Source organism: Gracilibacillus oryzae, assembly GCF_009498735.1.
In the GTDB taxonomy this organism is placed as follows: Bacteria; Bacillota; Bacilli; order Bacillales; family Amphibacillaceae; genus Gracilibacillus; species Gracilibacillus oryzae.
This window is the reverse complement of sequence record NZ_ML762429.1, coordinates 162,735-183,362: the sequence shown is the minus strand read 5'-3', so window position 1 is coordinate 183,362 and position 20,628 is coordinate 162,735. Positions and strand designations below refer to the sequence as shown.

General features: G+C 36.7%; 20 protein-coding genes and 1 pseudogene. 19 read left to right on the top strand and 2 right to left on the bottom strand.

Annotated features, from left to right (window positions below; all coding sequences use genetic code 11):
- Positions 1–13 precede the first annotated feature (13 nt).
- The 14 genes from F9U64_RS22975 to rpsR all read left to right on the top strand — a co-directional run bounded on the left by F9U64_RS22975 (position 14) and on the right by rpsR (position 12,218).
- Positions 14–94 carry a hypothetical protein gene (locus tag F9U64_RS22975; RefSeq protein ID WP_407647313.1) on the top strand — a complete coding sequence of 27 codons (81 nt, stop codon included), beginning with the start codon at positions 14–16 and terminating at the stop codon, positions 92–94.
- 346 nt (positions 95–440) lie between these two features.
- Positions 441–1,817 (top strand): tRNA uridine-5-carboxymethylaminomethyl(34) synthesis GTPase MnmE, encoded by a 1,377-nt coding sequence (mnmE, locus tag F9U64_RS10105; RefSeq protein ID WP_153403010.1) that lies wholly within the window; start codon positions 441–443, stop codon positions 1,815–1,817.
- Between the two features lie 25 nt (positions 1,818–1,842).
- The gene (gene mnmG, locus F9U64_RS10100) at positions 1,843–3,735 is read left to right on the top strand and encodes a tRNA uridine-5-carboxymethylaminomethyl(34) synthesis enzyme MnmG (RefSeq protein WP_153403008.1); all 1,893 of its coding nucleotides are present in this window, start codon (positions 1,843–1,845) and stop codon (positions 3,733–3,735) included.
- Positions 3,736–3,770: 35 nt separating this feature from the next.
- Positions 3,771–4,487: a 16S rRNA (guanine(527)-N(7))-methyltransferase RsmG gene (gene rsmG, locus F9U64_RS10095; RefSeq protein ID WP_153403007.1), complete on the top strand. Its 717-nt coding sequence runs from the start codon at positions 3,771–3,773 to the stop codon at positions 4,485–4,487.
- Between the two features lie 306 nt (positions 4,488–4,793).
- Complete coding sequence (noc, locus tag F9U64_RS10090) at positions 4,794–5,660, top strand: nucleoid occlusion protein (RefSeq protein ID WP_153403005.1); 867 nt, start codon at positions 4,794–4,796, stop codon at positions 5,658–5,660.
- 224 nt (positions 5,661–5,884) lie between these two features.
- Positions 5,885–6,646 carry a ParA family protein gene (locus F9U64_RS10085; RefSeq protein WP_153403003.1) on the top strand — a complete coding sequence of 254 codons (762 nt, stop codon included), beginning with the start codon at positions 5,885–5,887 and terminating at the stop codon, positions 6,644–6,646.
- Positions 6,639–7,478 carry a ParB/RepB/Spo0J family partition protein gene (locus F9U64_RS10080; RefSeq protein WP_153403001.1) on the top strand — a complete coding sequence of 280 codons (840 nt, stop codon included), beginning with the start codon at positions 6,639–6,641 and terminating at the stop codon, positions 7,476–7,478. The genes F9U64_RS10085 and F9U64_RS10080 overlap by 8 nt, the downstream gene beginning before the upstream one ends.
- A gap of 96 nt (positions 7,479–7,574) precedes the next feature.
- On the top strand, positions 7,575–8,279 hold the full coding sequence (locus tag F9U64_RS10075; RefSeq protein WP_153402999.1) for a DUF554 domain-containing protein: 705 nt from the start codon (positions 7,575–7,577) through the stop codon (positions 8,277–8,279).
- A gap of 115 nt (positions 8,280–8,394) precedes the next feature.
- On the top strand, positions 8,395–9,423 hold the full coding sequence (locus F9U64_RS10070) for a YkvI family membrane protein (protein WP_153402997.1): 1,029 nt from the start codon (positions 8,395–8,397) through the stop codon (positions 9,421–9,423).
- A gap of 59 nt (positions 9,424–9,482) precedes the next feature.
- Entirely contained in the window at positions 9,483–9,680 is a 198-nt protein-coding gene (locus F9U64_RS10065) for a DUF951 domain-containing protein (RefSeq protein ID WP_153403098.1), read from the top strand.
- A 203-nt stretch (positions 9,681–9,883) separates the two neighbouring features.
- Positions 9,884–10,984 (top strand): redox-regulated ATPase YchF, encoded by a 1,101-nt coding sequence (gene ychF, locus F9U64_RS10060; RefSeq protein WP_153402996.1) that lies wholly within the window; start codon positions 9,884–9,886, stop codon positions 10,982–10,984.
- A gap of 150 nt (positions 10,985–11,134) precedes the next feature.
- Positions 11,135–11,425 carry a 30S ribosomal protein S6 gene (gene rpsF / locus F9U64_RS10055; protein WP_153402994.1) on the top strand — a complete coding sequence of 97 codons (291 nt, stop codon included), beginning with the start codon at positions 11,135–11,137 and terminating at the stop codon, positions 11,423–11,425.
- Between the two features lie 15 nt (positions 11,426–11,440).
- Positions 11,441–11,965 carry a single-stranded DNA-binding protein gene (ssb, locus tag F9U64_RS10050; protein ID WP_153402992.1) on the top strand — a complete coding sequence of 175 codons (525 nt, stop codon included), beginning with the start codon at positions 11,441–11,443 and terminating at the stop codon, positions 11,963–11,965.
- 22 nt (positions 11,966–11,987) lie between these two features.
- Positions 11,988–12,218 (top strand): 30S ribosomal protein S18, encoded by a 231-nt coding sequence (rpsR, locus tag F9U64_RS10045; RefSeq protein ID WP_153402990.1) that lies wholly within the window; start codon positions 11,988–11,990, stop codon positions 12,216–12,218.
- Between the two features lie 219 nt (positions 12,219–12,437).
- On the opposite strand, the gene F9U64_RS10040 is transcribed toward rpsR, so the two are convergent.
- Complete coding sequence (locus F9U64_RS10040; RefSeq protein WP_153402988.1) at positions 12,438–13,259, bottom strand: MerR family transcriptional regulator; 822 nt, start codon at positions 13,257–13,259, stop codon at positions 12,438–12,440.
- 107 nt (positions 13,260–13,366) lie between these two features.
- On the opposite strand from F9U64_RS10040, the gene F9U64_RS10035 reads away from it, so the two are divergent.
- Entirely contained in the window at positions 13,367–14,026 is a 660-nt protein-coding gene (locus F9U64_RS10035; protein ID WP_153402986.1) for a YitT family protein, read from the top strand.
- A gap of 361 nt (positions 14,027–14,387) precedes the next feature.
- Positions 14,388–15,974 carry a phosphoglycerate dehydrogenase gene (serA, locus tag F9U64_RS10030; RefSeq protein WP_153402984.1) on the top strand — a complete coding sequence of 529 codons (1,587 nt, stop codon included), beginning with the start codon at positions 14,388–14,390 and terminating at the stop codon, positions 15,972–15,974.
- Positions 15,975–16,177: 203 nt separating this feature from the next.
- Here the strand turns inward: serA and F9U64_RS10025 are convergent, their stop codons facing one another.
- Positions 16,178–16,951 (bottom strand): HAD family hydrolase, encoded by a 774-nt coding sequence (locus F9U64_RS10025; protein ID WP_153402983.1) that lies wholly within the window; start codon positions 16,949–16,951, stop codon positions 16,178–16,180.
- A 219-nt stretch (positions 16,952–17,170) separates the two neighbouring features.
- On the opposite strand from F9U64_RS10025, the pseudogene F9U64_RS10020 reads away from it, so the two are divergent.
- From F9U64_RS10020 to rplI, 3 genes and pseudogenes are all read left to right on the top strand, one after another.
- Positions 17,171–18,106 (top strand): annotated as a pseudogene (locus F9U64_RS10020) (DUF2232 domain-containing protein).
- A gap of 32 nt (positions 18,107–18,138) precedes the next feature.
- The gene (locus F9U64_RS10010; RefSeq protein ID WP_153402977.1) at positions 18,139–20,121 is read left to right on the top strand and encodes a DHH family phosphoesterase; all 1,983 of its coding nucleotides are present in this window, start codon (positions 18,139–18,141) and stop codon (positions 20,119–20,121) included.
- A complete protein-coding gene (rplI, locus tag F9U64_RS10005) occupies positions 20,118–20,564 on the top strand; it encodes a 50S ribosomal protein L9 (protein WP_153402975.1) in 447 nt (148 codons plus the stop codon). Before F9U64_RS10010 ends, rplI begins: the two co-directional genes overlap by 4 nt.
- Positions 20,565–20,628 lie beyond the last annotated feature (64 nt).

Genomic DNA, 20,628 nt, shown 5'->3' with positions numbered 1-20,628 from the left:
CATTCATACTGCATTGCAGAATAATCGTAAGATAACGACTGATTCAGAAGGATCTGAACCAAATCGGTATGTTGTAATCCATCCAGTTAAATAATAATGATAAAAAGTAATGGTTAGTTAATCTGGCCATTACTTTTTTTTATATCTTCAGGTCTTATTTCCCTCCATTCATTTCTGCCATCTATGAGAATTTTCCGATAATGATAAACAAAGTTTATTCACACCCTGCAACTTACGAAGAGAGAAACCACTTTTTTTAAAAAAAGTTATTCACATGTGGATAATTGCTCCGGAATATAAAACAATAAAATTAGTGTGGATATCTTTTCAAAAGGGGTCGTGTTGTGATATTCTAATAAGTTAGTGGTAGTTTTTTTATAAAAGAAGTTACAGGGTTATTAAAATAGATAAAAAAATGTATGTTTGGAGGTGAAATAATAATGGAAAAAGATACAATTGCGGCAATATCGACTCCAATAGGGGAAGGGGCCATTGCCATTGTGCGTTTAAGTGGAGAAGAAGCAGTTAAGATCGTCAATCCTTTGTTTGATGGCAAAGATTTAGCAACTGTTGACTCTCATACGATCCATTATGGTAAATTAATTGATCCCAATACAAATGAAATGGTCGAGGAAGTTATGGTAACTGTCATGAGGGGACCAAGGACGTTTACCAAAGAAGATGTAATTGAAATCAACTGCCATGGCGGTTTAGCATCTGTCAATCGTTTACTGGAACTTGTCTTATCAAGAGGGGCGCGTTTAGCAGAACCTGGTGAATTTACGAAGAGAGCTTTCTTAAATGGAAGAATTGACTTATCCCAGGCAGAGGCAGTAATGGATTTGATCAGGGCAAAAACAGACAAAGCAATGAACATTGCATTGAAGCAGTTAGATGGGAAATTATCAAAATTAGTCCAGCAATTGCGTCAATCCTTAATTGAAACAGTCGCACATGTGGAAGTGAACATTGATTACCCAGAATATGATGATGTGGAGCAGATGTCCCATCAATTATTACGGGAAAAAACAGTCGAGGTACACCAGGAAGTGGAACGCCTGCTTAGTATGGCACGACAGGGTAAAATATTGCGCGAAGGAATTGCAACAGCCATTATTGGGAGACCGAATGTTGGGAAATCTTCTCTGTTGAATGCATTAGTTCACGAGACAAAAGCGATTGTAACAGACATTCCTGGTACAACAAGGGATGTTATCGAAGAATATGTAAATATCAGAGGTATTCCTTTGCGACTTGTTGATACGGCTGGGATACGTGAAACAGAGGATATTGTGGAGAAGATTGGTGTCGAGAGATCCCGTCAGGCCTTGAAAGAATCAGATTTAATTTTGCTTGTATTAAATTATGGTGAAGAACTGTCAGAAGGGGACAGGCAATTATTTGAGGCAGTCAATGGACTGGAATTTATCGTTATTGTGAATAAAACAGATTTGCCGCAAGCCTTAGATTTAGAGGAAGTGAAACAATTAGCTGGTAATCAAAAAGTGATTACGACAGCATTGATTGAAGATAAAGGTCTTGATCAGTTAGAAGAAGCAATTGTTGCGACATTTTTTGCAGGCGACATTGATGCAGGGGACTTGACTTATGTTTCAAATGTACGCCATATTCAGTTATTGCAGCAAACAATGCAAGCATTAGAAGATGCAAAAGAAGCAATTGATGCAGATATGCCAATTGATTTAGTTCAGATAGATGTAACAAGAGCATGGGAGTTACTTGGTGAAATTGTTGGGGATACAGTGCAGGATAGTTTAATTGATCAACTGTTCTCACAATTCTGCCTCGGAAAATAATTGAAATAGAAAGAAGGAATCAGCGATGTCAACTTATGAAGCTGGTCAATATGATGTAATAGTTATCGGTGCAGGACATGCTGGGGTAGAGGCGGCCTATGCTGCTGCAAGTCGTGGTGCAAAGACATTAATGCTCACAATGAACCTTGATATGATTGCGTTCATGCCATGTAACCCATCAATAGGCGGTCCGGCAAAAGGGATAGTTGTTCGTGAAGTAGATGCGCTTGGCGGATTAATGGGGAAAGTAATTGATAAAACGTATATCCAGATGCGGATGCTGAATACAGCAAAAGGGCCTGCTGTAAGAGCCTTAAGAGCCCAGGCGGATAAACCTCTTTATATTCAGGAAATGAAAAAAATGCTAGAACAGGCGCCAAATCTTACCTTAAGACAAGGGATGGTAGAGAAGTTAGTAATAGAAGACGGTAAATGCCAGGGTGTTATTACAGAAACGAAAGCATTATACCGTGCGAAATCGGTTATTATTACAACAGGTACATTTATGCGCGGTCGTGTGATTATTGGCGATATCTCTTATGAAAGTGGTCCGAATAATCAGCGGGCAAGTGTGAAATTAGCAGAAAACCTTGAAGAGCTCGGTTTTGAATTAGTTCGTTTTAAGACAGGTACACCGCCACGTGTCATTAATCATTCGATTGATTACAGTAAAACAGAAATTCAGCCAGGGGATGAGAATCCACAGCATTTTTCTTATGAAACAACAGAAGCCATTACGGATCAAATTCCTTGCTGGTTAACCTATACAAATGAAAATACGCATGGAATTATTAATGATAATCTTGGTTTATCTGCAATGTATTCCGGGATGATTAAAGGAACCGGACCACGTTATTGTCCATCAATTGAGGATAAAATAGTTCGTTTCCATGATAAACCCCGTCATCAAATTTTCTTAGAGCCAGAAGGAAGAAATACAGAAGAGGTATATGTGCAAGGATTATCAACCTCCTTACCCGAATATGTACAAAGAGAAATATTAAGAAGCATTCCTGGGTTGGAAGAAGCAGAGATCATGCGTGCAGGTTATGCGATTGAGTATGATGCTGTAGTGCCTACCCAATTGTGGCCAACATTAGAAGTGAAGAATGTGGAAGGTATATTTACTGCAGGACAAATCAACGGAACTTCTGGTTATGAAGAAGCGGCTGGCCAGGGAATTATGGCAGGGATTAATGCAGCAGCGAAAGCATTGAATAAAGAGACACTTATTTTGGATCGTTCACAAGCATATATTGGTGTGCTGATTGATGACCTGGTGACAAAAGGAACAAACGAACCATATCGTTTATTGACATCCCGTGCGGAGTATCGTCTATTATTAAGACATGACAATGCAGATTTACGCTTAACAGACATTGGTTATAAACTTGGACTAATCCCGGAAGAGCGTTACAATAAATTTGAAGAGAAAAAACGTCTTATTGAAGAAGAGAAAAACCGTTTGCAGGAAGTTCGTCTGAAACCGACAGAACAATTGCAGACATTGTTGGAAGAAATCGGTAGTACAAGACTGAAAGATGGTATTTTAGCATTTGACTTACTAAAGCGGCCAGAAGTAACGTATAGGCTTATTGACAAAGTTTGCCCTGCTGACAAAGAATTAGCTGCAGATGTAAAAGAGCAAATTGAAATCCAGATCAAATACCAAGGATATATCGCCAAATCAAATCAACAAGTGGAAAAAATGAAGAAAATGGAAAATAAGTTAATTCCCGATAATATTGATTATGATGCCATTACTGGGATAGCAACAGAAGCAAGAGAAAAATTGAAAAAGGTACGTCCGTTATCTGTTGCACAAGCTTCCAGAATAGCCGGCGTTAACCCTGCTGATGTTTCCATTTTGCTTGTCTATATTGAACAAGGAAATGTTGCAAAAGTTTCCAATGAATAATGACTAGGCATTAATGAAAAGGAGCATATATTTCTATGAATGTAAATGCTTTTCGTGAGCAATTAAAACAAAAAGGAATTGAGTTATCTGATTATCAGGTAGCTCAATTCGAAAAGTATTATGAAATACTGGTTGAGTGGAATGAAAAAATGAATTTAACTGCCATTACTGAAAAAGAAGAGGTTTTTGTAAAACATTTTTATGATTCCATCTCGGCTGCATTTTATTTTGATTTTACCCAGGACATCCAATTATGTGATGTAGGGGCTGGAGCAGGCTTTCCCAGTATCCCGTTAAAAATCTGCTTTCCCAATATAAAGGTGACAATTGTTGATTCATTAAAAAAGCGAATCACATTCTTGAACCATTTGGCAGCAAACTTAAAATTGCAAGGGGTGTCATTTTATCATAACAGGGCAGAAATATTTGGGCAGGATGAACAATTCCGCCACCATTATGATGTCGTTTTAGCCCGTGCAGTTGCTAAGATGTCTGTCTTAAGTGAATTATGTCTGCCATTAGTTCGCACAAATGGTGTCTTTATTGCCATGAAAGGTGCCAATGCGGCCCAGGAAATGGAGGAGGCAGATGCTGCAATCGAATTACTTGGCGGCAAAATGGACAGAATAGAAACATTTCAGTTACCTGAGGATAATGGGGAAAGGAACATCGTTGTTTTAAATAAACGCAAAAAAACACCAAAGAAATACCCTCGCAAGCCGGGTGTTCCAAACAAAACACCACTATCTTAATATTTAGCTGAAAATATTGTTGGGAAAAGTAAATATTACGAATATTTTACTATCTTATTTCAATTTATTTATGATAAAATATAGAAGTAGATATATATTTGCTATGTTCCACGTGAAACACTTGGAATATAGATCGGCTTCTTTGACTTGCTTTCCGATTTAAAGCAAGTTTTTCTAACTGATATGGCTAGCTTAGCTCCAACTATCATTATTGCTGAAAAGGTTCACAGGATGCTAAGCAGGTGCTTATCTGCAATCATTAGTTTATATTATTTCGGTTAAGTTTTATAAAGGTGGTGTTTTTTTATGTTACACCCATTTGGTCGGTTATTTGGTATGGGAGATAAAGCGGATGACATAGAAACTATTGAAGAAGAAGTAACAGTTGACCATGATGAGGTTATTTTTCTTCCTATAGCTAATATACAAGCAAATCAGTATCAGCCAAGGTCTATTTTTGATGATGAAAAAATCAAAGAATTAGCACAGACACTCCATACGCATGGGCTTATTCAGCCAATTGTAGTAAGACCAGTAGAGAATTCAGAAGATCAATATGAGATTATCGCAGGTGAGCGTCGCTGGCGAGCGGCAACTAGTCTGAATTGGGACAAGATTCCGGCAATTGTTCGGGAAATGTCAGATAAAGAGACTGCTTCTGTTGCATTAATAGAAAATTTGCAACGGGAAGAATTGACAGTAATAGAGGAAGCTAAGGCATATTCCAAATTAATAGAATTGCATCAATTAACACAAGAAGCACTGGCACAAAGGCTGGGAAAAAGCCAGTCAACAATAGCTAATAAAATGCGGTTATTAAAATTGCCGGAAGAAGTTCATCAGGCAATAATGGAAAAAAAGATAACCGAAAGACATGCAAGAGCATTAATACTGCTGAAAGAGGAAGAACAGCAGCTGAAAGTTCTGCAGAATATAATAGAAAGAGATTTAAATGTTAAGCAGACAGAAGCACATATTGAAAAGTTACTAGATACTACTAAACCGAAAAAGAAACCAAGACTAAAAGGAATCAATAAGGATATGAGAATTGCTATGAATACAATCAGGCAATCACTAGACATGGTTTCTGAAACAGGTATAGATCTTGAAACAGACGAACAAGATCTTGAAGATTATTATCAAATAACGATTAAAATTCCTAAGAAGAAATAAACATCCTTCACTCATCTACACAAAAAGATGGGTGAATTTTTATGTGTGTTAAGAGAGAAATAGTTGTAATTCAGGTAAATTCACCATCAGAAAGACTTATAAAAAGGCGAATCTATAATTAAAATAAAAAATAAGTTGAAATTTGTAATTTTTAAGAAAAAATAAAAATATCAGTGTTATAATAGAATAGAAAATTTGAAAAGTTGCAAGAGGTAGGTGACGTCATGGGAAGAGTCATTGCTATAGCTAATCAAAAAGGCGGCGTAGGAAAAACTACTTCATCTGTCAATCTGAGTGCATGCATGGCACATTTAGATAGAAAAATACTCTTAGTAGATATTGACCCACAAGGGAATTCCACAAGTGGACTAGGGGTGAATAAGGCAGATGTAGATTCATGTGTTTATAATATATTAGTCGATGATATAGAAATAGCTGATGTAGTTGTCCAATCAAAAATCGCTAACTTAGATGTAATCCCTGCAACAATCCAATTAGCAGGGGCAGAGATTGAATTAGTTTCAACTATATCTCGGGAAATCCGGTTGAAAAAGGCGATTGACAGTGTAAAAGATCATTATGATTTTGTCATTATTGATTGCCCTCCATCATTAGGATTATTAACAATTAATGCATTAACTGCTGCAGATTCAGTATTAATTCCTGTTCAATGTGAGTATTACGCACTGGAGGGATTGAGTCAATTACTCAATACAATCCGCTTAGTACAAAAACATTTAAACCAGGATCTGGCAATAGAAGGTGTGCTGTTAACAATGCTTGATGCCAGAACAAATTTAGGACTACAAGTGATTGAAGAAGTTAAGAAGTATTTTCAGAGTAAAGTTTACCAATCTATTATTCCAAGAAACATAAGGTTGGGTGAGGCACCGAGTCATGGCCAGCCAATTATTACTTATGATCCAAAGTCAAAAGGGGCAGAAGTATACTTAGATTTAGCAAAGGAAGTGATTGCTAATGGCTAAAGGGTTAGGAAAAGGCTTGGATGCTTTTTTTCCTGGAATGGACGAGGATCCAGATGAAAAGATTGAAGAAATCTCATTAGCGAAATGTCGCCCTAATCCATATCAACCTCGGAAAGTATTTGAAGCAGATGCAATTGAAGAACTTAAGGAATCCATATTGCAACATGGAATTCTTCAACCAGTTATAGTAAGAAAAAGTCTACGAGGATATGAGATAGTCGTTGGTGAGCGAAGATACAGAGCTGCTAAAGAAGCGGATTTAAAAACAATTCCGGCAATTGTTAAAAAATTAACAGATGACCAGATGATGGAATTTGCTTTATTAGAAAATATACAGCGCGAAGACTTAACTCCGATTGAAGAGGCAAATGCGTATGACCGATTAATAAATGAATTAGGTATTACTCAAGAGACATTGGCACAAAGATTGGGAAAAAGCCGTTCACACATCGCTAATCTAATTCGTCTTCTGAGTCTGCCAGAGGAAGTCATTGCGAAAATTAATCATGGCGCAATTTCTATGGGGCACGGCAGGGCATTACTTGGACTGAAAGATAAAGAAAAGATGATACCTTTAGCCAATAAAATATCAACAGAAAAATTAAATGTAAGGCAAGTGGAAGCATTAATCCAAACATTGAATGAACAGAAACGAAAGAAGATAGAAAAGAAAGGAAAGAAAGATATCTTCCTTGAAGAAAAAGAGAATCATCTGAAAGATTACTTTGGAACAAATGTGAAAATTAATCGGGGCAAACGAAAAGGTAAGATAGAAATTGAATTCTTTTCCGAAGATGATTTGAACCGGATTTTGGATAAAATGGAAAGTTAACATTTAAATAAATGGAGCTAGTCTGATCACTCTTTCGTTTGAGAAGATCAGGCTTCTTCATGTTTAATCTTGCCTTTATAAGAATGGAGTGAGTTAATGGAATTGTATGGGACTTTAGTTAATGGGGTGCTGATTATTATTGGCACATTGATCGGTTTAGTATTCAGAAACATACCGGAGCGGATTAAGACTACCGCGCTTCAGGGAATCGGATTAGTCGTTGCCTTAATAGGATTACAGATGGCAATTCAGGCAGACAATATCGTGCTGATTCTGTTAAGCTTACTCATTGGTTCGATTATCGGCACTGCTATACAGTTAGAGGACCAATTAAATCGGATTGGTCAAAAATTGGAACGAAAGGTTAGTAAAGAAAATAAAGGCAACCTGACAGAAGGCTTTATCACCGCCACCTTGATATTTGTCATTGGCGCAATGTCCATTATTGGTGCATTAGATGGAGGATTACGAGGTGACCATGAAGTACTCATAACAAAATCCTTCTTAGATGGTTTTATGGCGATGGTATTATCGTCAACACTTGGGTATGGCGTTATTTACTCTGTTATTCCTGTAGTAGTCTATCAAGGTACCATTGCATTGCTTGCAGTACAAATTAACAAATGGATTCCAGATAATTTTCTGGATATATTTATCTCAGAAATGACAGCACTTGGCGGTTTATTAATATTAGCAATCGGTTTAAATATCTTAAATTTGACGAAGATAAAGATAGGCAATTTTTTACCATCTATCGTTTTATTTATTCTGTTTTTCTTTGGTTATCATTATTTCCTCTAAGTTTTAACCAGATCCATACATAAATCCTCATAGCATGGGCAATTGATGCATACTTTTATATTATCTGCTATTACATTCAATTTTAAAAAGTATGTAGCAAGATGGGGGAATAGCTATGTGGAAATCTGGATTGAAATGGATGTTTTTAATAATTGGGACAATGATTGGTGCGGGTTATGCTTCTGGAAGAGAACTTTGGCAATTTTTTGGCCATGAAAGTGGACTAGCTATCGTGCTTTTCACCTTGTTATTCATTATTGGTGTTTATATTATTATGCATATAAGTTACCTGCATAAAACTACCAGTTATTTCACTGTATTAGAAATATTAATGGGTAAAAAAACTGCTAAATATTATGATATACTCATCTTCTTTTATCTGGTTTCTACAACTGTTGTCATGATAGCAGGAAGTGGGGCCACGTTTGAAGCTTTTTCAATTCCATCATGGATTGGAATTATTTTTATTGTCTGTATTATGATTATTGTATTTATCCGCGGTGTTCAAGGTGTGGTCACATTAAATATATGGCTGTTGCCAATCCTGATTTTTGGTTTAATGTCCATTTTAATTATGTACAGTATTGATCAACAGCTGAGTTTTATAATTGATTGGGGGCACCAGCATAATTGGTATGCTGCTTTTACGTTTACTGCTCTTAATATTTTATCCATATTAGCTGTCCTTGGAGCAATTGGTGAAAAGATTAAAACAAAGGGTGAAATTTGGATAGCCAGCGTTGGGAGCGGGCTTATCTTAGGCATAATCTCTTATATTTACAATAATAGTTTAATCCAGATCTCGGAGATAATTATATTATATGAAATTCCCTTATTTGCTATATTAAAAAATTATCCTGCCTATACTTATATTGTGATGACAATTTTATTATGGGCTGCAATTTTTACGACTGCCATCTCAGGTTTATTAGGGATTGTGACAAGGATTCAATCATTCACCTCTATAGAAATATGGAAGATCGCAACAGCAACTGTGATCATCTTACTACCACTGACACAATTAGGATTTTCCAATCTAATTGCCTGGATCTATCCTGTATATGGAATTGTCAATTTGGTATTATTAGCAGCTATATTACTTTTTCCATTAAGTTTTAACAAATTCTCAAAGGATACGTTATGATTTATTTCTTTTCTATATTATAATAGAAGAATGAATCGATGGAGCAAGAAGGTGATGGAATGGAAAAGAAAGAATTTCAATTAAATGATATTGTAGAAATGAAAAAGGCCCATCCATGTGGAGAAAACCGCTGGAAAATCATCCGAATGGGGATGGATATCCGCATAAAATGTGAAGGATGCGGCCATAGTGTAATGTTACCAAGAAGAAGGTTTGAACAGAAAATGAAAAAAGTAATCCAAAGTGCTGAAGAGTAAAAATGTTTCACGTGGAACAAATTTTTAACTTTAGCAGCATGAATGGAAGAGAATATATTAATAGATGATAAAAACACTGTATTCCGTAAGTTATGCAGCGATAAAAAGCTATTTTTAAAACTTGTCAATCATGATAAGTAAATCTATAATTGGTATGACCGAAACGTTCATATGGACGGTAATCCTTAAGGAGTGAAAGTTTAATGGCATTGACAGCAGGAATCGTTGGTTTACCTAACGTGGGTAAGTCAACTTTATTTAACGCAATAACACAAGCTGGAGCAGAATCAGCAAATTATCCCTTTTGTACGATAGACCCCAATGTAGGGATTGTAGAAGTACCTGATACAAGATTACAAAAGTTAACAGAACTAGTAAAACCAAAGAAAACCATTCCAACAGCGTTTGAGTTTACAGATATTGCAGGAATCGTAAAAGGGGCGAGTAAGGGTGAAGGGTTAGGCAACCAGTTCCTTTCCCATATTCGTCAGGTTGACGCTATTTGTCATGTTGTCCGTTGTTTCCAGGATGATAACATTACACATGTCAGCGGGAAAGTAGATCCTATCTCTGATATTGAAACAATTAATCTAGAATTGATTTTGGCAGATTTGGAAACAGTGTCAAAAAGAGTCCAGCGTGTGGAAAAACTGGCAAAGCAAAAAGATAAAGAAGCTTTGGCAGAATTTGATGTACTGTCTAAGTTGAAGGAAGCATTTGAAGAGGAAATCCCTGCAAGAGCAGTGGAATTCACAGAAGAGCAAGAGAAGCTTGTCAAAGGCCTTCATCTGCTCACAAGCAAGTCTGTCCTCTATGTAGCAAATGTAGGAGAAGATGAATTACTGGATGCAGACAATAATGAGTATGTGCAAATGGTGAAAGACTTCGCTGAAAAAGACGAAGCAAAAGTAATTGTGGTAAGTGCTAAGGTAGAATCCGAAATTGCTGAATTAGAAGGAGAAGAGAAAGAAGAGTTCCTTCAGGAGTTGGGCATACCTGAATCAGGTCTGGATCAATTAATCAAAGCAACTTATCAATTACTTGGCCTGGCAACATACTTTACTGCAGGTGAGCAGGAAGTACGTGCATGGACATTTAAAAAAGGCATTAAAGCACCACAAGCAGCTGGCATTATTCATAGTGATTTTGAAAAAGGATTTATTCGTGCGGAAACCGTGTCTTATGATGATCTGACAGAAGCTGGATCGATGCAGGCAGCAAAAGAAAAAGGCAGAGTTAGATTAGAAGGAAAAGAGTACTTGGTGAAAGATGGAGATGTCATGCATTTCCGCTTTAACGTATAGTCTGAATCACCTGTAGACATATTTATTTAAAATATATTTGCAATGGTATGCAGTATTTGGTATAATATCTTATTGTGAGTAATGACGTATATTACTCCTTGCTCTATTTTCTAATATAGAGCCGCTAAGACCAAAAGGAGGTGCAAACGGATGAATAAATATGAAATTATGTACATCATCCGCCCAAATATCGAAGAGGATGCCCAAACTGCTTTAATCGAGCGTTTTAACGGAATCCTTACTGATAACGGTGCGGAGATCGAAAAAGTTGAAGAAGTAGGCAAGAAACGCCTTGCTTATGAAATCAATGACTATCGTGATGGTTACTATGTAGTTATTAACTTCAAAGGTGACGAAGCAGCAATTAATGAATTCAATCGTCAAGCGAAGTTCTCTGATGATGTAATTCGTTACATCGCAGTTCGTGAAGATGATCAATAATAAGGAGTGGTTCTGATGTTGAATCGTGTCGTACTTGTCGGCAGGTTAACGAAAGATCCAGACTTACGTTATACACCAAGCGGAGTAGCTGTAGCTAACTTTACCATTGCAGTTAACCGTCCTTTCTCTAATCAGCAAGGACAGCGTGAAGCAGACTTTATTAACTGTGTCGTATGGAGAAGACCAGCTGAAAACCTAGCCAATTTCATGAACAAAGGAAGTTTAATTGGTGTGGATGGACGTGTTCAGACACGAAGCTATGATGATCCTGATGGGAAACGTGTTTTTGTAACAGAAATTGTTGCTGATTCTGTTCAGTTCCTTGAATCTAAAGGCGGCTCACAAGGTGGACAGCCTGGTGGTCAAGGTTCTCAAGGTTACAATCAAAACCAGAATCAATCAAACCAAAACCAAATGAATCAGTATAATCAAAACAACAATCAAAATAATTCAAATAATCAGGGAAATAACAATGGCGATAATCCTTTCCAGGATAGCGGAGAGCCAATTGATATTTCTGATGATGACTTACCATTTTAAGCATTAAAGGAGGTTATGAATAATGGCAGCTCGTCGTGGACGCGCTAAGCGTCGTAAAGTGTGTTTCTTCACAGCGAACGGAATTACACACATTGACTATAAAGATGTTGACTTATTAAGACGTTTCGTTTCAGAACGTGGAAAGATTCTTCCTCGTCGTGTAACAGGAACTTCTGCAAAATACCAACGTAAATTGACAAGAGCAATCAAACGTGCTCGTCAAATGGCTTTATTGCCATACGTGAGCGAATAATAGAAAAAGGCACTTCAGGGGTTTCTCTCCTGTGGTGCCTTTTTTATTATTTACCCCCAGATTTCAACTAATATCCATTTCCAGCTTTCTTTCTAATGCTTAGTAAACCAGAATACGAAGGTAGTGTTTCCAAACTGAAGAATTGCCAGATTGCGAAAGCGGAACAGCTATTCACATGGATCGTGATCCAGCAAAAATCCCCCTATATAAATTCAGCTCTTATTGCAGATCTCTTTCTTTAACTCGTACTTGGATTTCTGTTAGAAACTCTTCACTACGCATCGTATCACGATTATCTATTTCATATATTTCGAATGGATCACCTAATAAATCGTAGTTATTCGCTTTTGCGTATTCAGTAATCTTAAGAACTTTATCATAACTTTGACTGTAATCACCCCGATAGTAGAGAGAAAGATATACTCCTTCCGGGAGAACAAAATCATACTCATTTGACTTATGATTATCCAGAATAAAAAATACGGAATTAAATACATCTTTTATTCCATTATCAAGATCTGCAACAGAAATAGATGCGCCATAAGACTGATTACCAAAATCCTGGATCTCGCTCTCGTGTTTCTGGTGAAGTTGTTTGATAGCGAAGTCCATTTCTTCGTCTCTTGTAATCCTTGTTTTTAACTGCAAACAAGGACGGTCTGGCAGTGATTTAACAGTGATGACATTTGGTCTTACTTGTAAGGCAGATGATAAGAATTGTATTCTCTCATTAATTTTGTACTGATTGCTCTTAAGCTTCTCGAGCTGTATCTCAATAAGCGCTTGTTCTTGATGTAACAAATCGAGTGTATTTTCAATGCTCTGGTTATCCAGATAAAACTTTATCTGTTTCATGGAGAAGTCCAGTTGGCGTAAATCGCGTATAATATTTATCTTGTAAATATCTTTCAGACCATAAAGTCTATAACCATTTGTATCACGCTGAGGGACCAGAACACCAATCTTTTCATAATATCTCAGGGAATCAGCACCGATACCGTAAAGTTTCGCTATTTCATTTATTTTATAGGAATTTTTCATCTTTTCACCTTTATTAGATAAGATTTATCATTTGACCTTAGTATTGTACCAGAGTTTAGCATAGAATACATGCCTCTGTTGAGCTCAAAGGAAAGGTCTGAGATTTATTGTTTAGTAAATATTTATTTCACACAAATAAAAGGTTATTCACCCAGGAGAAGATAGTAAAAATTCTACTTGGCACTGCATTCATCTCTTTTGGATTATATAACGTTCATCAGCAATCAAATATAACGGAAGGGGGAATCCTAGGGTTAACATTGTTGTTTAATTATTGGCTGGGTATCTCACCATCTACTATTTCGCTATTGCTTGATCTGACTTTTTATCTTTTGGCTTTTAAGTATATGGGAAAGGACTTTATCAAGCTATCAATAGCAGCATCTTTATCATTAGCTGGATTCATGAGGTTATGGGAGCAATTTCCTCCGATACTGCCTGATCTCTCTTCGATCCCTTTAATTGCATCTATATTGGGAGGTTTACTTGTTGGGTTGGGAGTAGGCATAGTGGTAAAGCAAGGAGGATCCAGTGGAGGGGATGATGCATTCGTACTGACCATTCATAAACTTACACGCTTGAGGATTTCGGTAGTTTATTTAGCAACAGATCTGATGGTATTGATCATGTCCCTTTCTTACATTTCCTATCATCGTATTGTATATTCATTCTTAACTGTTATTATTTCCTCTTTGCTAATTGATTTTGTTCAGAATGCTGGTAACAAGAGTAAAATACTTAGCGATAAACATGGGATGGCAAAATAGGGATTAAAATCCAGTCATAAGAAAAGTAAATCAAAGAGGGTAAATTTTCCTTCAGTAAATAATGTTCGGTTTTTCGTTAGTAAAATGTGAAAACAGGCAATTAATAGACCATTTTTATCTAAAAAACCGAATTATTATCGTTTAAATCTTGACAAACATAATCATTCTGCTATGATAGAAAAAAATGATAAATCAAATGGTTATGAGTATAACGAAATTTTTAGTTAATTCAAACAATTTATCATCGCACCCGCTCAGAGAATGATGTTATAATGGAAACAGAAGTAGATAGGCCAGATGATATAAAGTGAAATGTTTCACGTATCACTAATATAGGGATAAAAATGGAGGGACAACAATTATGGCATTTAAAGTACTAATAAGCGATCCATTAAGTGAAGATGGAATTCAACCATTAAGAGCAGCAGATAATATTGAAGTAGATGTCCAGACAAGCTTATCAGCAGATGAACTGGCAGAGAAAATCGGCGAATATGACGCACTGCTTGTCCGCAGTCAAACAAAGGTAACAAGAGATATTATCAGCCAGGCGAAGAAATTAAAGATCATTGGCCGTGCAGGTGTCGGTGTAGATAATATTGATTTAAGTGCAGCGACAGAATATGGGGTAATTGTAGTTAATGCACCAGACGGAAACACTAACTCAGCTGCTGAGCATACTGTCGCAATGTTAATGTCTTTAGCTCGAAAAATTCCTCAGGCATATGCAGCATTGAAGAATGGAAAGTGGGATCGTAAGACGCATGTTGGGGTAGAGTTAAAAGGAAAAACACTAGGTGTAATTGGTATGGGACGTATCGGTGCAGAAGTAGCGGCTCGTGCTAAAGGCCAACGCATGAATGTAATTGCATATGATCCGTTTTTAACAAAAGACAGAGCAGATAAATTGGGTGTTGATTTCGGTTCTGTAGAGGATGTTATTAAAGTAGCTGACTTTATTACAGTCCATACACCATTAATTAAAGAAACGAAACATTTAATCAATAAAGAAGCTTTCGCAAAAATGAAAGATGGCGTTCGAATTATTAACTGTGCCCGTGGTGGGATTATTGATGAGGACGCATTATATGATGCAGTTAAATCAGGGAAGGTCGCAGGGGCTGCTTTAGACGTGTTTGAGGAAGAGCCAGCAACGGATCACCGTTTATTGGAATTACCGGAAGTTATTGCTACACCACACTTGGGAGCAAGTACGGTAGAAGCACAGGAAAATGTAGCAATAGATGTCAGCCATGATGTTGTTCGTTACTTAACAGAGGGAGTAGCACGCAATCCAGTTAACTTGCCTTCTGTACCGAAAGAAGTATTAAATAAAATCGAACCATACTTCCATTTGTCTGAAAAATTAGGCACATTTTTAACCTATCTGGCAACTGGTGTAATTGAAGAAATCAATATTTCTTATTCTGGTGAATTAACAGAAATGGAAGTTGCTCCATTAACACGCAATACAATCAAAGGTCTTCTCAAACGACACCTAGGTGATCATGTGAATGATGTAAATGCTTCTTACTTAGCAGAAAAACGAGGTATTCAAGTAAATGAAAATAAATCTTCCACACCAAAAGGATTTACAAATTTACTAAAAGTAGAAGTGAAGACAAAGGATGTTACTCGTTCTATTGCAGGAACGTTATTAAATGGTTTAGCACCTCGTATTGTTCAGGTTGATGCCTATACAGTTGATGTTGTCCCTGAAGGTAACTTAGTTGTGATCAAGCATAATGACCGCCCAGGGGTAATTGGTAAAGTTGGAACAATGTTCGCTCAAAAGGATATTAACATTGGTGCAATGCAAGTGGGCCGCTCTGATGTCGGCGGGGAAGCAATTATGATTCTGACGGTTGATAAGAATTTAGAAGAAGAAGAGATCGAAGCTTTAAAACAAATTGATGAAATTGAAAAATTAACAGCAATGGAACTTTAATAGAAAGGAAACGAGCTCACCTATGTGGTCAATCAATTCAGACACAATAGGGAGCTCGTTTTTTACGCATTTGATTTTTTAATTTACTCCCCAAGAAGAGATAGATAAAAGGAAAGAGGAGTTATCTTTTACTAATAGGATGATAAATGGCATATCTCTTTTTGGAACAAGTTATCGGCTCCCTCCAAACAGCATCCTAAAAGTTAAATAATATCAAACAGTTCTTCCAAATGCTTAATTTCATAAGTTGGCTTCACATCTGTCGGTGTCTTATTTTCGCGGTTAATCCAGACACTCTTTATGCCTGCTCTGTTTGCACCAAGAATATCTGTCATTAAGTTATCACCAACCATAATCGCATCTTCTTTGTCCGCATCCGCTGTTTTTAAGACATGCTCAAAAATGCCGGCATCAGGTTTTCCTTTACCAAAGTCTCCAGAGATAATAATATAGTCAAAATAAGGCTTTAACTCAGGGGTGATTGTTAATTTGGTATTTTGCAGATCTGGTGATCCATTTGTCAGCATAATCAGCTGATAGTTACCGTGTAATTTCTTTAATACATCAAATGTTTCCTCATAGACGAATGGATTTTTTTTGCGATTCTCCGGGAACTGCTCAGCTAAATATGCACCAAATTCTGCATCATCAATTCCAACTTGCTTTAAGCCATTTGTCCAGGCGTCTTTTCGGTAATTTGGAACGATCTCTGCCATTTTTTTAAAGTATGTATGATCATCAAGGAAATTGCCCCAGAGACCTTCAAAAGGATTAATTCCTATCATCTGGGTAAATTCATATGTTTCGTAACCTTGGTATAGCTGTCTGGCTTGTTCCCGGACTGCTTCCTCCAGTTTCTCATTATCAATATCGTACTTCTCTGTTGCCTGCTTGCATGTCGCAACAAAGGCTTCTTTCACACTTTTCTTATCCCATAACAGTGTATCATCAAGGTCGAAAATAATTGTCTTTACCATATTGCTTCCTCCTTTTGTTATTGCTGATTTTATCAAAGCACTAACGGTCTGTAGTGCCCACTGATCAAAGTCTCACTTTATTATACTGGAATGATGACCTGTTCGTATAGGGAAAAAGGAAGAATATCCATTTTGAAACAAAGGGATTCTAATAGCATACTGTCGATACATGGTTTATAATTTTAAGATATATGGTCTTAAAAGAAAAGGGGAAAAGTAATGAATGAAAAATCAATCAATACTCAATACTTCCTATATATTTTGTTCTATATTGGTTTACTGCTAATTAGCGGGCTGATCCCGTTATTAGGATTTATAACGATCTTCCTGCTTCCGATTCCCATTGTGCTTTTGCTGTTACAATATAATCGAAGTTTATTTTCGCTTGCGGTTGCCCTCTTGATTATCGTCAGTATCGTCATTTTTCCAGTTTTATCGATACCGAACAGTTTGATTGCGATAGTAAGTGGAATTATGTTAGGTTTTTCTATGAAAAAAAAGCAGCATCCATACGAGACATGGTCAAAAGGGACATTAGGATTCCTGCTGGGATTAGTCGGAGTTTATCTGTTTGTTGAAGCGGTATTGGGTGTTTCCATAAGAGAATCCTACCTGAATGCAATGGATGACTCGATTGAAATGACTGAACAAATGATACAAGTGATCGGAATGCAGCAGTTATCTGCAGAGAATCTTAATTTATTAAGAGAGCAAATGGCAGGTTTTCTGCAACTTTTGCCGGTAGTTTTAGTAGTGATCTCCATGATACTTGCCATTATCACACAATGGTTATGCTACAAATGGATGAATCGCAAACTTTTGGAGAAGTATCTTTTTCCTCCATTTCGAAATTTCCAATTACCTAAACTTATCTTATGGATATATTTTCTTACTTTGATCTTTTCATTTTTCATTTGAGACAGCGGATTTAGTCAGATGATATTAGTAAATGTTTCGCACTTAGCGGGAATTCTGCTAATTTTACAAGGCTTGTCATTCATTTTTCATTACAGTTATGTGAAGACTAAATCAAAAGCAGTGCCGATTGTTAGTATCCTTATCGTTGTATTTTTTCCGATAATGGGTCTTTATTTGGCAAGAATCTTAGGTATAATTGACTTAGGATTTGAATTAAAGAAAAGAATTACTGAGTAAGATACGTATGCTTAAGTTAGGAGCTGACAGAAATGCCGTTTGAATTCTTCAAGAAACTAAAAATAGGCAGACATATTATAGGCATCTATCTACTATCCTTTATTTTATTAGTTTTTTTATTTTATTATGAGTGGATCTTAGGTACTGTAATGACTGTTCTTTTTACTATTTCTTTATATTATAGTGTGAAAAAAGAACAACAAATTGTAAATCAGACAGAGGCATATATTTCTACTATATCTTATCGTGTGAAAAAGGTCGGAGAAGAAGCATTGCTGGAAATGCCTTTTGGGATTGTGTTGTATGGCGATGATTATCAGATTGAATGGACGAATCCATATATGAACCAGTTCACAACACAGGAAACATTAGTTGGCGAGGAATTGGAAATTCTATCAGAACAATTAATATCTCAAATAAAGGATGAGAGTAAAGATAATTTCTGGTTACATATCAATGAGTCCGATTATCAGATTTATAACAAAAGAGATGAGCGGTTATTATATTTCTTTGATCGCACCAAACAAACAGAATTACAACAATTATATATTCAGGAAAAGACAGTTCTGGGAATCATTTTTTTAGACAATTATGATGAAATTACCCAGAACATGGATGATACAGCAAAAAGCCAAATTAACTCTCAAGTAACTTCGCATCTGAACAATTGGTCGAACGAGAATGGAATTTATTTAAAGAGGATCTCACAGGAACGCTTTTTAGCTGTTTTAAACCAGGAAATTCTCGAGCAATTAGAAAAGTCCAAGTTTGAAATTTTAGACAATGTAAGAGAATTAATAACAGACAGTAATGTACCGCTGACACTAAGTATAGGGATTGGATTAGGGGGAGCATCACTGCCAGCGTTGGGTGAGTTAACACAATCCAGTCTGGACCTCGCATTAGGACGAGGGGGAGACCAGGTTGTAGTAAAAGATGAGCAGTCAGGCAAAGTCCGCTTCTATGGTGGAAAAACGAATCCAATGGAAAAAAGAACAAGAGTCCGAGCGAGAGTTATCTCTCATGCCTTAAAAGAGTTGGTTAAAGAAAGTGACCAGGTGTTAATTATGGGGCACAGGGCTCCGGACATGGACTCTGTCGGCGCATCTATTGGTGTTCTGAAGATAGCTTTAGCAAATGATGTAGAAGGCTTTGTTGTACTTGATGAAAATGATATTGATACAGGTGTCCAGAGACTGGTGGATGAGATTAAAGAAGATGAGAATTTATGGTCTCATTTTATTGATCCAGAATCAGCATTGGATATTGTAACGAAAAATACTTTGCTCGTAGTCGTTGATACACATAAGCCATCGATCACAATTGAAGAGAAGCTAGTCCAAAAAACAGAGCATGTTGTTGTGATTGATCATCACCGAAGAGGTGAGGAATTTATTGAAAACCCTACTCTTGTTTATATGGAGCCATATGCCTCTTCAACAGCAGAGCTTGTAACAGAACTTCTGGAATATCAACCGAACAAATTAAGTTTAAATATGTTAGAATCAACCGCATTACTTGCAGGGATTATTGTTGATACAAAAAGTTTTACATTAAGAACTGGCTCAAGGACATTTGATGCTGCCTCTTATTTACGCTCCAGAGGTGCTGACACAGTACTTGTGCAGAAATTCCTTAAAGAAGACCTGGAGATCTATGTGAAACGCAGTCGCTTAATTGAGAACACGAATATATACAGAGGCAATCTTGCCATTTCTGTTGGAAATTCAAGAGAGACTTACGGACCTGTTGTTATTGCCCAGGCGGCAGATACCTTATTAACAATGACTGGTATTGAAGCATCATTTGTTATTTCTGAGCGGAAAGATGGTAGAATTGGTATTAGTGCACGCTCACTTGGCAAAGTAAATGTTCAGGTTATTATGGAGAAAATGAATGGTGGCGGGCATTTGACAAATGCAGCTACACAGCTTGATGATGTATCTGTTATAGATGCCTATGAATGGCTTAAAGAGATAATTGATGAGTATTATGAAGGAGGAGATCAGCAATGAAAGTAATCTTAACCAAAGACGTGAAAGGGCAAGGAAAAAAAGGAGAAGTAAAAAACGTATCTGATGGATATGCGAGAAACTATCTTTTGAAACACAACTTAGCAGTAGAAGCAAATTCTGCAAATATGAGTGCATTAAAAGCACAAAAAAATAAACAGGCAAAGCAAGAGGAAGAAGAAGTAAATGAGGCAAAACAGCTAAAAGAAAAGCTCGAAAAGCTGGAAGTAAAGCTTACCGCAAAATCTGGTGATGCCGGCCGCTTATTTGGCTCTATTACAAGTAAACAAATAGCAGAAGAATTAAAGAAATCACATGATATAAAAATGGACAAGCGTAAAATCGAATTAGATCAGCCAATCCGTACGTTAGGGTATACGAATGTACCTGTAAAGATTCATCCAGAAGTTACTGGAACAATCAAAGTACATGTTGTAGAAGCATAAAGAAATTGAGCCTGGGAGACAACTAAAATACTTAAACTAAAATACGAACGATACTATACTGTAG